Source organism: Microbulbifer variabilis, from assembly GCF_056232115.1.
In genome coordinates, this window is sequence record NZ_CP174325.1 from 3,660,915 (window position 1) to 3,676,742 (window position 15,828).

A 15,828-nucleotide genomic window follows, 5' to 3' on the forward strand; every position below is an offset into this window, starting at 1 on the left:
TTTATGCTGCGCTCCTAATTTGTCACAGCGTTTGACGTTAGTGCGATAATCGGAGCTTGATGTTTCTTACTGTCTAATAAGGTTTGAGTTCTATAACTGAGGTCCGGGTGGAGTCTCCTTATTAATCGTACCGCACTCTCTGGCCCTGCTAAACTTTTAAAGCAGCCTCCGAAGTCTCATTGGAGGTGAAGCCAGTATTTTGATGATATCTTCCAGCTGCTTGAGGATAGAGGAGAGTTTAAGTAACAGCATACAGCCTTTTAGGGGCTAGATAGCGACCACAAAAATTTATTATCTATTCATATGAACAGGTAAACTTTTAGCATATTCGGGCGCTCATCTTGCACAAGAGGCAGTGGACTTCTGGTCTGCTCACCTATGATTGCTGTATGAATACGTTTTTGAATAGAAGGGTAATCAGAATTATTAGGAGTCTCGGCATACAGGCACGGTTAGGATTGAAATCTCAATTGGCCAAGTAGTTCCAAGGACCTTTTCATTCAGTAAAAATAGCCGTCCTAGAAGCGGCTGGCACAGGCGCCTTCAATAAAGACCCGGCGAGTGATTGATTTATTTAAACAGCGCATGAATCGGCTAGTATCAATCAAGCGTTCTAGTCATAAATAGTCTGAAAGCAATAGCTTTACGTTTAAATTATGCACATTGTTTCTTACCCTGCTTTGCCACTGTTTACTGATCAGCTGCACTGTTCTGCTTAACGAGGCTTCCTAAGATACTAAGTTACCTAATAAGGCGCTGCTGCTTGAAAGCGCTATACCCCCTTAAATGAGCACGGTTTTTCATACTTAATTTCGACGACTTTTTGTTCTCGATATTGGCCGAGTAGTGAGATTCCTATTCCTGCCATGATGATGATTCCTCCAACGATTTGAGCAAAGTTGGGAATCTCTTGAAGAATCAGAAAGGCGAAGAAAGTGCCTGCTACGGGAGTGATGGCTGTAGCGATAGAGATATCGGCAGAGCTGGCCCCTCCTTGGAGTCCTTTAAACCAGGTGATCTGCCCAAAGACTATAATGATCGCGCCGTATACCAGCATCCACACCCAGAGGAATGGAGAAAAGAGGTCGTCAAAGTGATGGGGGCCAAATACAGAGAGGACAATGATCGAAAAGAGTATCACTCCTGCAAGCATGCGGAAAACTGAAAAGACGCCAATAGGGATGCGATCAAGCAGCTTCCGACTTACCTGAACGGCAATGACTCCTAAGAGTGTTGCTACAGCGGTTAAAATTTCTCCTGCTTTGGGAAGGGTTTCTAGGAATTGGTTCATTGCTGGATTTCCAAGGTTCAGCATTTTCATGCTCATTGGATCTTCCATCGGAGGTTGATGTAGCACAAAAATTGCAATAACACCAACTGTTACCACAAGAGCACCCACTATTGAGAACCCGGTGGGCTTTTCCCTGAACATTAAAAAAGCTAACAAGAGTCCTAAGGGAGCATCTAGAGTTGCAATTAAAACGACATTAGTCACCTCTGTGATCATTAGAGCAATAAAGAAGAAAGCAGGGGCAAGAACACCAGACATCAAGATAAGCACAAACATGTAAAACCAGTCTTTGAAAGGGTACTGTTTTAAGATGCTGAGGCGCCAATCTTTCCTATAGATTATTAAAAGGGTGATACCCGCCAAGAGATTTCCTGCAAACAAGAGGTTGCAAAATGATATGGGATTATTTCCATTAATGGGGTGATAGGCACCGAGCTCCCCGATTTTCGCAACAACAGAGTTGGAGGCAGCAAATATAAGAATCGAAATCCATAGCCAAAATCGGGTACTTTTTACGGTGTGTTGATTTTCCATCTGGTATCCCCTGAGTGCTACAGTAAGCTTTAGCGGATGTACCTTGCCCCTGGCTAAGTACGCCTTATCTGATAGTGGAAGTAGGTCATTCTGATCTGGATTAGTTTAGACTAAATCTCATAATCGGCTGCCTACAAGCAGTTAAAATATATCTATGTATCAACGTCGGAGTGGTTATTCTTGTCAATGTTCGAGGCAATGTTACGCGTATTCCCTCGACGTCCAGTAAAATATTCGAATTTAGTTCGGAAAATTTGATTGGGGTATCTGACTGAGCGATGGGTTCATGGACGTAATTTCATCTCTTATGCTGCTGAACGTGGAACTTATGTTGATGGTATACCATCTGTACAGTTAGGAGTTGATATCCAAGGATTTGCTGCAAGGGAGCGGGATTGCCAACCAAAGAACTATTTCTTAGTCAACTGAAAGGACTTCCAATTAAGCCAAACTGATAAAAAACAAAGGCAGCCAATGTCAAAATCTGAGCTTTGCCTGGATTTTTAGGCAAGTATTTTAGGAATTGCACAGGTAAAGAATGAGCTTTGAAGATAGACCTTACTTGAGGCAAATACAGTTCAAGAGGAATGATATTGGAAGCTTCGGCCCATATCCTTTTTGTATTCCAACCATAAATGAACTTGTTTTTTGGGTTTTCATCCAGATGTAACCATTGATACACAAGGCGCAAAGTGGAAAAAATAGTAACTGCTTTTTATTGATCTGGTGGTATAAAGAATAATTGTGAAGTGCTATTCAAGTTTGCTGCTTGCTGCTTGCTGCTTGCTGCTTGCTGAGCCTGATTTGTTATCCTGGATAAATTATCCATGCAATCACGTAGGGACGAAGCTAGCCTGGTTATATTCAAAAGAATCCAAAGTTAAAGTGGCCGTTTTCAGCTTGATATAAGGCATTAAAGTTAAGGAAGTGATTGATACTCTCGATAATCATTCCTTCATGCTGTCACGATGTTGAAAAAGAGTGTCAGGAAGTGAAGATTTTGGTAGATGAACGCAGGGATTTCACTAAGGCATTCGCTAGAGTAAAAAATGAACTTTCTGAAGTGCAGCGTTTAGGGATAGAGAATCCTAAGTTGAAACAGGAGGTTGATATACTAGGAAAGTGGCAATGGTTTTTGCGGAGGAACATTAGCAAGATATCGATTTGTCCAGTGGTTCGATTCATAACTAGATATCAAACTATCTTACTGGTGACTCGGAGTAACACACAGTGGCCATTATGATTGGCTGAAGAGTTCGCGATCAGACCGAGAATACCAAGGTGATGATCTTAAGGTTCAAATCTCCCATTTTATTTATTTTTATATCGTTACTTTGCTCTGCCTAGTTTATTGGCTGCTTAAGAGGATTGTGCCTAAGAAAGCTAGATAACACCTAAGAAAGTAAATTGCTTTTTTCACGGTCACCTGGTGTCTTAAGTTATTCTGTGTTTAAACCGGCGTAAAAATTAATTTTTATCTGTAGCTAATGAGTTTATTTTTCTTTTTCAATCAATTTTTAGAGGTTATGAGTGTGACTTATGAATGGTTTTTCCAAGTTTTGGAGCAGGTGGTTTCGTAAAATGTTATTAACGTAGGATAGGGTTAATCAAGATAGTCTATGTGATACGAGTATATGTGACGCCGAGGGGGGAGTCACATTTTGTCGGGTTTATTGATTAGGAAAGTAAGTGTTAAATTATGAGAAATAGTGAGTAAAATTTTAAAAGCGAGCTGTGGCTAGCCCGCTAAAAGGTAAGCTTACTTATTGAGACGAATAATTTTGGGGTATTCGCTTTTTACTTGCGTACAAGTAGTAATCCAGTTTCAGTGTGGTCCGTATAGGGAAATTGATCGAATAGAGCAAAGCGTTCAATGTGATGTGTTTGACTTAACAACTTGAGGTTTTCCAGCTGTGTCTCTGGATTACAGGAGATGTATAGTATTCGTGGGAAACGAGCAACCATTTTGCAGGTTTCCTGGTCCAGGCCTGCACGAGGTGGGTCAACCAGTACGGTATCGAAATTGTAGTTGTCCAGGTCTATGTCGGCGAGCCGGCGGAAAGGGCGGACCTTATCGATAGCCTGTGTGAACTCTTCGCTGGACAGCCGCACAATATCCAGATTATTAATACGATTTGCGCGGATGTTTTCCTGCGCGGAGTTAACAGAGACTTTGGATATTTCTGTGGCTAGTACTTTCTGGAAATTCTCACTGAGCGGAATGGTAAAGTTGCCGTTCCCACAGTATAGCTCTAGCAGATCATTGGCGCTTTCTCCGCAAGCACTTTTGGCCCAATGGATCATAGAGCGGCAGATCTCACCATTGGGTTGGGTAAAGCTACCTTCCACCTGCTTGTATTGGTATTGCTTGCCACCTATCTCCAACTGTTCGGTGACATAGTCCCGCTCCAAAACCACCTTTTGCTTTCGAGAGCGGCCGAGGATTGGGAAGCCGAGTTTATCTTGCAGTGCACGGGCTTCCTGCTCCCATATTTCATCCAGCTTTTTATGGTAGATCAGGGTAATCAGGGCATCACCACTTAGAGTGGTGAGAAATTCAGCGGAGAACAGGCGCTTGCGTAGAGTCTCACTGCTGTTTACGGCCGCCAGGACCCTTGGCATCAGTTTATTCATGAGTTCTGAGCCGACAGTAAACTCGTCAATAATAAATGGCTTCTTGTACTCGCCCTGACGATACATGGCGTAGTTGGCTACACCGCCTTCATGCCAGACTTTGAATTCTGCACGCTGCCTGTAGTGGATGGGTGGTGAGGGAAATAGCTCTGGCTCCAGATTAGTGAATTCCCGGTAAGCTTCACTCAGGCGCAGGGCCTTCTTGTTCAGCTGCTCTTGATAGTCGTTGGTGTTAACGCGGTACAGTGCCATATAGAATACGGTAGTCTCAATAATGGAGCGGGCGCGAATTATATAGGAATCTGTATGGCAATAGGTGAGATAGCAATCAGGGTACAAGGGCAGGGGTTGCATGAGTTTACTGATCAGGTGACTGACTGGGTCTCTTGTCAAGGGGCAAGGGAAGGACTCTGTACGTTGTTTATTCAGCATACTTCCGCGAGTCTGTTGATTCAGGAGAATGCTGATCCAAGTGCGTGTAGGGACTTGGAACAATGGCTGAATCGCTTGGTACCTGAGGATGATCGCCTTTACACCCATACCATGGAGGGGCCGGATGATATGCCGGCCCATATCAAGTGCGCTTTGACTGCAACCAGCCTCTCAATCCCGGTGCAGGGTGATCGCCTGATGTTGGGAACCTGGCAGGGTATCTATCTGTGGGAGCATCGCCACCATCACGGAGATCGGCGAGTAATCTTGCATATTTGATTGGAGACTAAGAGCAGTCCTGCTTGGCTAGTGGCTTAATGGTCATAGTTTCACAGTCTGCATTCCCTTTTCCTTTAAAAGTTGGATGTTTCGAGAGTCACTCCAACCGAGCTGCAGTAGTGGTCGAGCAGTTCCTGGGTGTGAATTGCGCGTGCAGCAGCGGCGTTGCGAAGCTCAATATCTTCAGTTGTAGCCATATGACAAAAATGTTCAATCATGTAAACGACTTGGGATTTTTGGGTGTCAACAGCAAAGTGTTCAAATTCTCTGGGAGTTGCCATTCCTTGTCGTAGCGTAAAGTCTGCTGAGTAGTTGGGGTTGCCAAATACAAAGCTATCCTTCCAGTCCAAGACAAAGTCATTGAGCTGAATCAGACCGTTGTCTCCCAGGATATTGAGGTCCATATCGCAAACACCAGCGTCGTAGCCAAAGTCGAAAGTTGAGGTTTGAGCACTGGAAAATTCGATCATGCCGGTGCCACTAATAACGGCACCAGTTTTTTGGTCGCGTTTTACCGCTCCGGCAATAGATTGGATTGTTCCTGCCGGGCGCAAGAACTCTACGATAGCTCGCATGTTGTACCAGCCGATATCTGCAATTGCGCCAGTTGGTTCCAACTTTGGATTAAAGCGTATGTTGTCGCGTTCTACGACGGGGAAGAGGAAAGCGGAGTATATGCGCTGAACATCCCCGATAGACTTCTGTTGCTGCTTGATGATCTGTTTTGTCCTCGGGTGGTGGGTGAAGTGAGTGGCATCCATAAAGGCAAGCCCTCTCGACTGGGCCTGATTGGCAATTCTGCGTGTTGAAAGTCCATTGAGGAATGGTTTTTCGCTAATCAGGTGATTGCCATTTTTGAGGGCTGCCAGACAAATCTCTTCCCTGCAGATAGTTGGGGTTGCTACATAGACAGCATCGATATCCCTTGCCTCTACAAGCTGTTGCCAGCTTTTAAACACTTTGGCAATTTTGTGTTCACTGGCGAATTTTTTGGCCCTGTCAAAGTGTTTACTTGAGACCGCGACAGCTCTGGCTCCGGTGGCTTGGTCTATCGCCTTGGCTGTTACACCGGCGATCATACCACTGCCGACGATTCCGAATCGGATATCTGGCATAACATAGATTCCTGGGTGTCTTGCTAAAAATTGCGGAGTAATTTCAGGATGTGGCTGTGAAGCGCAGTGTAGAACAAGGTTGTGCGAGGTGTTGTATGAGAGGGCTATGATCAGCCTGGCTAGATAGCCAGGCCGTTGGAGATAGTTGGCCTGGTCTGAATTCTTAGAAGTTGAATAGTAGGAGTTACAGGCAGTTGGTGGGTTTGGGTAGGCCAGCGATTTTACTGGCTACCTTGGCTGGGCTTGGTGGAAAAAGCTGCATCAGGTAGATGCTACGACCTTTGTCTGCACCCAGGTGCTGGCCGATAAATTTCACCAGGGGACGCATGGCGGGAGACAGGTCGAACTGGCGATAGAAGTCCTGTAACAGCTCGATAACTTCCCAATGGGCATCTGTCAGCTTTATGCCTTCGGCTGCCGCCAGCTGTTCTGCTACATCGGGGCTCCAATCTTTGAGGTCCCGCAGATAGCCCTCTTTATCTAGGGGAATTTCTTTACCATTAGCTGATAAGTGATTCATTTCAACTTCTACCGGAACCAGCTGACGATGGGGTTATGCTGAGTACAGAGTTTTACCCAGCCAGCATCGTCAATCATTTTGATACCTGACACAATTGCCGCCAGCTCCCGCTGGCCGCGTGCTGCGGCATCGGCCTCCAGACAGTAAACGGCTGAATTCTGTAGTGTTTGCAAAGCATCATGGCGCAGGGCATAAACGCCATCCTCGATTAGAAGTAACGCATCTCCTTCGGCAAAGCTTTGCAAGCAGTCCCGCAAGGCGCTGGAGCTGAATGGAGATTTACTGACTAAATGTAATGTCATATCAAAAGCTCAATACACATTGGTAAGAGGCAATTAAAGCGCCCGGCTGCTCAATTGTCTTGATCTCTACTCCAGGAATTTCTATCAGTTTGGGCTTAACCCCCCTTTCTGCGAGACTGCTTGCGCAAACATAGAATTGTTCCAGTCCAAACATAGGGAGTGCCAGCAGGTTTCGGCGTTGACTCTTTTGTTGGATTTTTTCCGGCGATTGGTTGCCCAGCAACTGGAATATCCCGTCACCGATAAATAGCAGGTCTACTTCCTGCTCCATAGCGGCTGATGCAAGCACTGCTTCGAGACCTTCGCGAGCCAAAGCACTCCCGTAGGGAGCCGTGCGGCATAGGGCGAGAGTTTTGTTACCCATGATTAGCCTCCAAAAGTTACAAGCCGCTCAGAACTGGCTACAGCGTCAGTTAGTTGGCCTAGGCCTGCCAACTCGAATCCTTCTGCGAGGTTTCCTGATAGCTTCTCCTGTCGCTCCGCTTCCCGTTGGCTTAACACGCCGCGCCTCTGCGCTGCTGCGATGCAAATAACAAGGTCAAGATTGTATTGCCGCTGTAAATCTTGCCACTCGCCGGTTAAGTCGGCTTCATCCTGGGGGGGCGCGGCGATGCTATTGCCATTTTGTATTCCATCGCAATAGAAAAAAATCCGGTAGATTTCGTGCCCTTCAGAAAGCAGGGTTTTGGCAAAGCGCAATGCGCTTGCGGCGGACTGGGTTGAGTGGGGCGCAGAGTAGACTGCCAAGGAAAACTTCATAGCGGGCCAAATAGTAAAATGCCCCGCACTGCGGGGCATAGTATTGACTCAACAGCAGCTGCTGATTAGTCGTCGGAAGAAGCGAATCCGATGATGTGCAGCAAAGCAGTGAACAGATTCAGGATGTCCAGGTACAGGGAAGTAGTGGCCATCAAGTAGTTGGTTTCACCACCGTTGATGATACGACTGGTGTCATACAGAATGAAGCCGGACATCAGCAGGGCAATAACCCCACTCAGAGCAACACTGGCCAGCGGCATGTAGATGCCAAAGAAGCTGGCAATCACCATGCCCAGGCCACAAACTACGGCGGCAATCAGCCCTACAAACAGGAAGCCACCCATAAAACTGAAATCTTTGCGGGTTGTCAGCACATAGGCGGAAAGGGCAAAGAAGATCAGTGCGGTGGTGCCAAGGGCTTGCATAACAATCTGGCTACCCCCGGCTAGGCCCAGGTAGTGGTTCAACATTGGGCCAATGGAAGCGCCTAACAGGCCGGTGAAAGCGAAAACAACGCCGATACCGGCGCTGGAATTTGCGGTGCGCGGCAGTACAAACCAGATCAGGGCCAGGGCTCCTAGAGAGCAGATCAAGCCCATGCCACGGCCCATGCCAACGGCCATGGCGATTCCTGCAGTGACGGCACTGAAAAGTACAGTCATTGCCAAAAGGGCGTAGGTATTGCGCAACACCTTCGCCGATTCCGAGCGGTCCAGTGCGCGGGTATTTGTATAAGCTTGTGGTTGCATTTAGCGACTCCTGCTATTTAATCGATACCGGAATCATATAGCTCGCGGTGGGGACCATCAAGTCGGGAAATCCCTTTTAAGCGCTGGCTATAATTCTTGTTAAATTCGAAAAACCTCAATTTTTACAGGGTTTTAGTCGAATCTTCTCCTGCAATTAATAGGGGCATAGCGGGCCTTTTCAAGGGGATTTACGTTACGAGGGTCGAAAAGGCAGCTCAATATCCACGATTAACGGTAGATGATCAGAGGCCTGACGGGTGAGGGCAGTACGGGGAACACGCACCCTTTTTACTGCAAAGCCGGCGCTCAGGAAAATATGATCAATTCGCACTTTTAAGAAGGTACCTTTAGGTGTATGCCGGGGGGCCTGCTCTTGAGCATCACGCAGGTAACCTCCGAGGCGCTTACACTCCGCCGAGGCCGGTAGGGCGTTAAAGTCACCCAGTAAGATGCGTTCGCCTTTGCAGCGTGGGTTGCTAAGCCATTCAGGCCCCAGCAGTGCATCCACCTGACGCAATCGCTCGGCTCTGGAGAGGCCAAGGTGAGTGTTAATGATCTGGATCTTGCTGCCGTTGTGCTCAATCTCCACCCAGACTGCGCCGCGGGGTTCATCAGCAGCTGGATTAAACAAGCGCCCCTTACCTTTAGGGGGGCCTGGCAGTATCCCTTTCTTGACCAGTTTCACCGGGAGGTGGGTGAGGATGGCATCGCCGTAGCGCTCTTCGTTGAGGTTGATTGCCGGCTGGAAGTGCACATCCATCGCCAGCAGTCGCGCCAACCGTTCCGCCTGGTCCAGGCCGCCACTGCGCTTACGCTTTACATCCAGTTCCTGCAATGCCACCACGTCTGGGCGGTAGCGGGCGATTACCCTGGCTATACGTTGCGGGGAGAGGGTGCCATCCACACCCCGGCAACTGTGTACGTTATAGGTCATGATTCTTAGGGTACTTTCTGGCGATCTGTGTTCGTCCAGCTTCATCGGACGTGCGCCACGCAGATAGGCCCGGGCGGCAGAGCGTAGATCCTGCGGGCGCCAGTAGCCCAGCCCCGGATCTGGTGGCTGGATATCCTCTGGCATCAGCGCGAAAGCATGGGTTTCGTTGGGGCCAGCGGCGCCATGGCTGCCATTTTCCATAGCGAATGTCAGCGGCTGTTTTTCACTGGAACACCAGCCATACATCATGAAATCGCCGGAATCCGGATGACTGCAAAGGCTGATCATGTCGTCGATAGCCTGTTCGGGGTAGGGGTGCTCGTCCCCCATCAGCTCGCGGCCATCCTTTGGCAGACTCACCGGGCCATGTTTCCACCAGCCGTGGACAGGGGATGAGGGAGAACTTGGGTCCACCCGGTAGAGCACCAATGGCACGTGGGCCTTCTCTACAATCATGCGTGCCACATCTGCGCGGCTGTTACCATCCAGGTCCAGGTTGTAGAGCATTGCCAGGGGCCCCAAGGCGGTCAGTGCCAGCGGGGTTTTACTGGCATCTTGTTCCGGAGCCCGCTCAAGTTCAACCTTATCCATCCATTCGCTGCCAAACAGTCGCGCCCGCTCCAGCTGGACTCCACGTCTACTCTGGCCTGGCTCGATTCGTGGTGGTTTTGGCAGTCCGGAAAGGATTTCTGAAAGGGCATCGCCAAGGCTGCGGCCATACAGCTCCTCATAGGGTTGGGTTTGTTCCTGGCCATGGTCGGAGAAGATCCATACATCGTAGTGGCGGCGGTCTGAGGCATGGGCAGCGCGCCAGATACGCGCTATGGCATCGTCTATACCCTTCAGTACCCAATGGGCGAAAGCCGAGCGAGGACCGCGGCGGTGCGATTGCTCATCGTAACCCAGTAGATTGACATAAATAATGGGCAGGCCGCGGGTAATATCGACTTTGGCGCCCATAGTACAAAACTCTCGTGTGAGGATTGTGATGCCGACCCGCGTTGGGATAAACATCAATTCCTTTATGAAGTTTTGCCCCTGCATTAAACCGCGTACGCAATCTATGAGGGAAAGAACCAGTTCCACCACGATCAAAGCGCCGGTGCGAATCAGGCTCCATAGATTACTGAGCACCAGTATGCAGATAGTTAGTGGGCTGGCACTGCGCAGTGCGGGTCCCCAGCCCTGGTCGGCGGGGCAAAAATGGGCTTCACCGGTTTTGGTTCCGGCACGGAACAGACTGAGATAACAGCTGCCACCGCTTAAAAGTGGGTCGCGCTGCTGGGTATTGATCCTTTTTTCGACTAATGCAGCCACTTCCGGATCGTACATGCGGCCAAGCTTTTGGGTCTCGTGTACCAGAAAGCCGAAGGCGGGCACCGCCTGGCGCACTCCATAGAAGAGTTCCGCTTGAACAGCGGGCGTGGTGGAGGGAACTCCAGGGTACATATGTTCTAGACGGTAATGTTCCTTCCGGATCAACCGTTTTAGGAAGGGCATGCGGCCTCTGGCCAGAGCTTTGAGTAACTCGGGGTAAGCCAGTCCATCAATCTGGATCAGGATCAGCCCCGGTGCATGGGGTTGGCGTCCGCTGGTGGAGAGACCCAGTAGAGAGGCAATCCACTCACTGCGACTGAAGCGACGGCGCCAACGCCTGACGGAGAGTCCAATACGGCTTAACATTGCTCGGGATTACTGCTCCGGTGCCTGCCTCAGTGCTGCCCCAGCGGCTCCGGTTAGGCCTTCGATAATTTCCCACTGTGCCCCCATTAACTTGCATATCCTTCCCCATTGATTTGGGTGGATCCGACTTGGCTGGGTATTGTTTTTTACCAGGGGTTGGTAAAGGTCAAGCGCGCGCTGGGCGCAGCTTCTCATGGAGAAATCCCTGGCGGTGTTTACCGCCTGGTAAATTAACTCTCTGCGGCCTCCCGGAGGTAGGTCATGTAGCCAGTGAATGGCAGAGACAAAATGTTCAAGGTCGGTGTTGTTGAGTAGCCGTCCATTGATTCTGTCTTTGACCATTTCCCGGGTTCCATTGGCCTCCAGAGCTATGACTGGAACCCCGCTGGCCATTGCTTCAGACAGGACAAGGCCCTGAGTCTCTGTTGTTGAGGAAAAGACAAAGGTGTCCATGGCGGCGTACATATCTCGCCGTGATGTACCGAGAACCTTGCCTGGCATGTGTACACGTTGTAACAGGCCTTGCTGGGTGAAAAAGTCACGCAGGTCATCTTCCAGTGGCCCACTTCCCGCCAATAGGAAGTGGGTATTTTCCCGGTCGTGCATAAAGCGGGCTACTGCTTCACAGAGGAAAGGCAGATTCTTCTCCTGGCCAAATCTGCCGAGGTGTCCCACTACAAATGCTGAGTCGGGAATATGCAATTGGTTTCGGATACCCCTACCATCACCGCCGCAATATTCTTCCACGTGAACTCCAGTAGGCACCTCTGCAATAGGCGTCCGTACGCCGCGTTCATGCAGTAGCCGCACAACACTGAGACTTGGAGCGAGTACCAGGTTGGCAAGGTTAGCGTAGCGTGTAGCGATTTCTATGGCGAAACGCTTAACAACCGGGGAGCTGGCCATCACATTATGGGTGTAGTGTTCATATAGTGTGTGGTGAGTGAAAACCAGCGGTAATTCTCGTTCGCGGGCAATTCGCAGTGCCGTCAGGCCCAATAGGAAGGGGTGGTGGGAGTGGATAATATCCGGTTTGAAGTCATCGAGCCTTTCATTTAGGGCGAGAGAAAAAGGTAGAGCGATAGAGAAGTCGCTACCGTTAAAGTTTTGTATCGCATGGATCCGTAATACATGTTCCTCGCGGGCTACCTGCTCGGCGAATTCCGGGGCAATAACCAGCACTTTGTGACCGCGCTTGCGGTATTCTTCGCTGAATGCTGCGACCGAGTGCGCCACGCCACCGACGTGGGGCAGGTAGGTATTGGTTAACATCACGATGTTCATGGACTTTTCAACTCTACGGAATTCAGGCCCTCGCCAACCAGGGTGGGTGAAAAGCCGAGGGGTTTGATGGCGATAGCCGGTGCCTTTCCGTACCATTCTCCTTTCCAGGATACTTTCGGGATGACGCCAGGAGTAATTTCCAGGGAGATGACGCCAAACCGGGTTGGTGCTGGGCCGAACAGAATAGGCTTCCTGGCAGAAGTATCCTTGAGCCATTCAGGCGGTAGCCCGGATATCAGGATTAGGGCATCCTGCTCCTCGCGAACAAAACAGTTCCGTTGCATTGCTATCCATTCAGCTGCGGCCCAGGCGTGTTGACCATCCCCCATGCAGCCTCCTAGGGAATGGGGGTGGATGGCTTCCGGCCATTGGCCTGTGGGGGAGGCCAGCTGTGCCACACTACGCATTAGGTCCAGGCAGCGCCGGTCGCCGGCACGCAGCAAGACCTGGGCGATATGCAGGGTCAGGTAGGCGTTGATCCCCGAGTGGATCATGTCCTGGAAGAAACCTCCGCTGACAAAGCAGTTATTGATTAGGAAGTCCGCTAGATCAGTGAGTCTGGCATCATCCGCTGGATAGAGTTGCAGGGGGTAACCGGCAACAACAGAGCCAATGGCACCGGCATCCAGGCGGCGATTGGGAGAGGCGGGCATTGCTGCGCGGCCAATTCTCTTCTGCGCCTCGGCAAGGCTGCGGTCAATGGTGTTTTGAAAGTCACCGGCTGCGGTATTAAAACGGTGGGCGTTATCGTCGATGCCCTCCCTGGTGCAGATTGAAGCTGCGGCATGCAGACCAGCCACTCCCCAGAAGTCATCCCAGTAATAGCAGTCGTTGGGGCCCAAGTGCTCTGCGCTGAATCCGGCGGGAAGCAGACCGGCGCAGAGACTTCCGTCCTTGGGTAGGCGCTTATTGATAATCCAGCGCGCCCCCTTGAGTATTGGTTCACACCAGGCCTGTTTTAGTGGCCTGTTACTCAGCTGGCAATAGAGATCGAAAATCCATAGAGCTTCGCCATTGGAGTCCCATTCGCCATCCTGGGAGTGGAAAAAACCATCGCGTTTTTGTCTCTGGGGAAATTGATCCAGGGCTCGCTCGGCTCTACTGGTGAGCCCAGCGAACAATAGGGATTGAATCATAAAGGCCGCATCACGGAACCAGAAACGCTTGTAGGTATAGGGCCCTGGGTAGACATCACAGGGAGAGTGCAGGATCAATGTGCGGATTGCCGAATCATATAAGAACTGGAAGTCCCTATCCGGGACCTGCAGGGTACAATGCCCTTTTAGGCTTTTTTTCCAAGTTTTCGACGGCTGGCCTGTATGAGATTCCTCTCCTAGGGGAATGGATACATCCAGTTTGAGTGGCTTATGTCGTTCAATCCGGAACATGGCCGCTGCCGTGGCCATTCCAACGTCGCACTCACCAGACATACATCCATGTTCATCCTTCAGGTGCAAATAGATATCGCCTCCGCGATAGTTGGATGCCAAGTGTTTGTCCACTGCTTGCCCGAATTCAACAGCGGGCTGGTCCTCAATTAGCCAGCGCCTTCCGCTCTCTTCCAAGCTTACCTTGTGCACGAAGCTGACTCCTTCGGGATTGCAAGGCCGCAGTGCCACCAATAACCATCCGCTATCACGGCAGCTGGCAGTGAGATCCATCACGCAGTGGGGTTTTCCATGTCGGGTCTCAACCCGGATACAGTTGCGCAATTTCAGGCTTTTTAGGGCTGATTCTGTCACCACCGAAATATCGTCACCTAGCTCCTGGTGTTGCTCGCAGTAGGTGAGGCTGGCGGGAGTCAGCACATCGCCTGTATCACTGATTACCCAAGCATCGATGGACCAGCCATCGTAATGGGGAGTGAGTAGGCCGCGAGGATCGATAACCGGCAACTCATCGCAGTCTGGTAGTCCTACTGCCGTCCAGTTGCGGTGGCTGAGGTTGCAGTGAGTAATGGAAAAAGCGCGGGGGATGAATGACTTGTCCCTTGGATCGAATTGGCGCTGGATCCAGTATGGCCAGACCCAATCCAGGTTGTGTTGGATAACCTTACTGTTGATTAGGGCGCGGGCATGAAAGACTGCCCCAGCACGCAACAGCTCAATTGGTTCGCTGACCTCAGAGGGCTCGGCAAAGCGCTGCAGGTGTGCCATTAATGTAAGCGGGTCAAGGAAACCGTGGGCAGTTGCGAATCTGCGAACGAAGAAACGCCACGGTAACCATTTCATCCAGGGCATCACAGGTCCTCTTCTTTTACGATTCGTTTTAATGCGCGCCGCGCCATGCGAGTCAGGCCGATCAGGGCGATCACTGCGAGAACAAACCCCATGATGTAGAGCGTCCACTGGACTGCGGTGCGTTCCTCCACTTTGCCAAGTGAGGCTAGATCGGCGGCGATAGAGCCCACATAGACGTTGTGTAGGGTGAGGGGAATCACTCCAAGAGTGTTGCCTAGGATAAAATCCCTCAGCCGCACCGGAGTCAGGCCGAAAAAGTAATTGGACAGCTTGAATGGAAACAGCGGCACCAGGCGAGTCAGCATAATCATCTGCCAGCCCTCCCGCCGGATGACCTCGCCAATGGTGGCGGGCTTGATGTGCGACATCACCCAGCGTGATGGCCTTTCACCAAACAGGTAGCGGGCAATAAGGAAAGCAATAGTGGCGCCGAGAACTGTGCCGGCCACCACCAGGATAGTGCCTTTAATAACCCCAAAAACAAATCCAGCCCCCATGGTGAAGATCACGCCGGGTAGCAGTAAAACGATTGCTGCGGCCACGATGAGGATATAGAGAAGGCTGGTTTGCCAACCCCGTTCATTGAGCCATTGCAGTAGTTCTATCAGCCGTTCATCCAAATCAAAATAAAAAATCAGGCTCAGTGCCCCAGCCACGGCGATCAGGCAGATGAAAAAAACGACTATTGGAAGAAACTTCGCCGCCATAGAACTGCTCGGGGAACCAACAACGGGCGGTTTTGATTGCCGCCAGTTATTAGCCTAGCCAATGGATAACGGCAGGTGAAACTTCCTTGTGGCGTGACAGTGATGGAATTGACCTCTTAGCGATTACCCATCTATTTTTTGGCCTATTCCCGTTAGAAAAGAACTGGCGTCGCCATGAGATATTAAATAAGCCAGCCTAATAAAAGCTAAGTCCATAATTGCGAAAAGAAATTTAAAAAGGGCGACAACAGGATGGCGTTGGGATGGACCCCACAGCTTAGCGCAAGGCGATCAGCACATATACTTATTCGATCTTAATTATTTGCGCATTGACCAGTTTTGTGCCGTTGCCGGAATAGGGGTGA

Annotated in this window: 13 protein-coding genes; 1 reads left to right on the plus strand and 12 read right to left on the minus strand. The window is 50.1% G+C overall.

Translation table 11 applies throughout. The annotated features are described in order from the left end of the window. Positions 1 to 772 precede the first annotated feature (772 nt). A complete protein-coding gene (locus ACJJI7_RS16320) occupies positions 773 to 1,825 on the minus strand; it encodes a DMT family transporter (protein WP_282950782.1) in 1,053 nt (350 codons plus the stop codon). Positions 1,826 to 3,622: 1,797 nt separating this feature from the next. Beyond that, complete coding sequence (trmA, locus tag ACJJI7_RS16325; protein WP_282950781.1) at positions 3,623 to 4,711, minus strand: tRNA (uridine(54)-C5)-methyltransferase TrmA; 1,089 nt, start codon at positions 4,709 to 4,711, stop codon at positions 3,623 to 3,625. A gap of 54 nt (positions 4,712 to 4,765) precedes the next feature. Here trmA and ACJJI7_RS16330 point away from each other — a divergent pair, with 54 nt between their 5' ends. After that, positions 4,766 to 5,170: a secondary thiamine-phosphate synthase enzyme YjbQ gene (locus ACJJI7_RS16330; RefSeq protein WP_282950780.1), complete on the plus strand. Its 405-nt coding sequence runs from the start codon at positions 4,766 to 4,768 to the stop codon at positions 5,168 to 5,170. 74 nt (positions 5,171 to 5,244) lie between these two features. Here the strand turns inward: ACJJI7_RS16330 and ACJJI7_RS16335 are convergent, their stop codons facing one another. The 10 genes from ACJJI7_RS16335 to ACJJI7_RS16380 form a co-directional block, all read right to left on the minus strand. Further along, the gene (locus tag ACJJI7_RS16335) at positions 5,245 to 6,285 is read right to left on the minus strand and encodes a Gfo/Idh/MocA family protein (protein WP_282950779.1); all 1,041 of its coding nucleotides are present in this window, start codon (positions 6,283 to 6,285) and stop codon (positions 5,245 to 5,247) included. A 184-nt stretch (positions 6,286 to 6,469) separates the two neighbouring features. Further along, positions 6,470 to 6,805: a TusE/DsrC/DsvC family sulfur relay protein gene (locus ACJJI7_RS16340; RefSeq protein WP_020415167.1), complete on the minus strand. Its 336-nt coding sequence runs from the start codon at positions 6,803 to 6,805 to the stop codon at positions 6,470 to 6,472. 8 nt (positions 6,806 to 6,813) lie between these two features. Beyond that, positions 6,814 to 7,107 (minus strand): sulfurtransferase complex subunit TusB, encoded by a 294-nt coding sequence (gene tusB, locus ACJJI7_RS16345; protein WP_020415168.1) that lies wholly within the window; start codon positions 7,105 to 7,107, stop codon positions 6,814 to 6,816. A 1-nt stretch (position 7,108) separates the two neighbouring features. Continuing rightward, positions 7,109 to 7,471: a sulfurtransferase complex subunit TusC gene (gene tusC / locus ACJJI7_RS16350; RefSeq protein ID WP_444901729.1), complete on the minus strand. Its 363-nt coding sequence runs from the start codon at positions 7,469 to 7,471 to the stop codon at positions 7,109 to 7,111. A gap of 2 nt (positions 7,472 to 7,473) precedes the next feature. After that, positions 7,474 to 7,905 (minus strand): sulfurtransferase complex subunit TusD, encoded by a 432-nt coding sequence (gene tusD / locus ACJJI7_RS16355; protein ID WP_444901728.1) that lies wholly within the window; start codon positions 7,903 to 7,905, stop codon positions 7,474 to 7,476. A 26-nt stretch (positions 7,906 to 7,931) separates the two neighbouring features. Beyond that, positions 7,932 to 8,615, minus strand: a complete 684-nt coding sequence (locus ACJJI7_RS16360; RefSeq protein ID WP_020415171.1) for a Bax inhibitor-1/YccA family protein — start codon at positions 8,613 to 8,615, stop codon at positions 7,932 to 7,934. 193 nt (positions 8,616 to 8,808) lie between these two features. Further along, entirely contained in the window at positions 8,809 to 11,232 is a 2,424-nt protein-coding gene (locus ACJJI7_RS16365; protein WP_020415172.1) for an endonuclease/exonuclease/phosphatase family protein, read from the minus strand. A gap of 9 nt (positions 11,233 to 11,241) precedes the next feature. Beyond that, a complete protein-coding gene (locus tag ACJJI7_RS16370) occupies positions 11,242 to 12,516 on the minus strand; it encodes a glycosyltransferase (RefSeq protein ID WP_020415173.1) in 1,275 nt (424 codons plus the stop codon). After that, complete coding sequence (locus tag ACJJI7_RS16375) at positions 12,513 to 14,756, minus strand: hypothetical protein (protein WP_282950776.1); 2,244 nt, start codon at positions 14,754 to 14,756, stop codon at positions 12,513 to 12,515. The genes ACJJI7_RS16370 and ACJJI7_RS16375 overlap by 4 nt, the downstream gene beginning before the upstream one ends. Continuing rightward, the gene (locus ACJJI7_RS16380; RefSeq protein WP_020415175.1) at positions 14,756 to 15,463 is read right to left on the minus strand and encodes a TVP38/TMEM64 family protein; all 708 of its coding nucleotides are present in this window, start codon (positions 15,461 to 15,463) and stop codon (positions 14,756 to 14,758) included. The genes ACJJI7_RS16375 and ACJJI7_RS16380 overlap by 1 nt, the downstream gene beginning before the upstream one ends. Between the last annotated feature and the right edge of the window lie 365 nt (positions 15,464 to 15,828).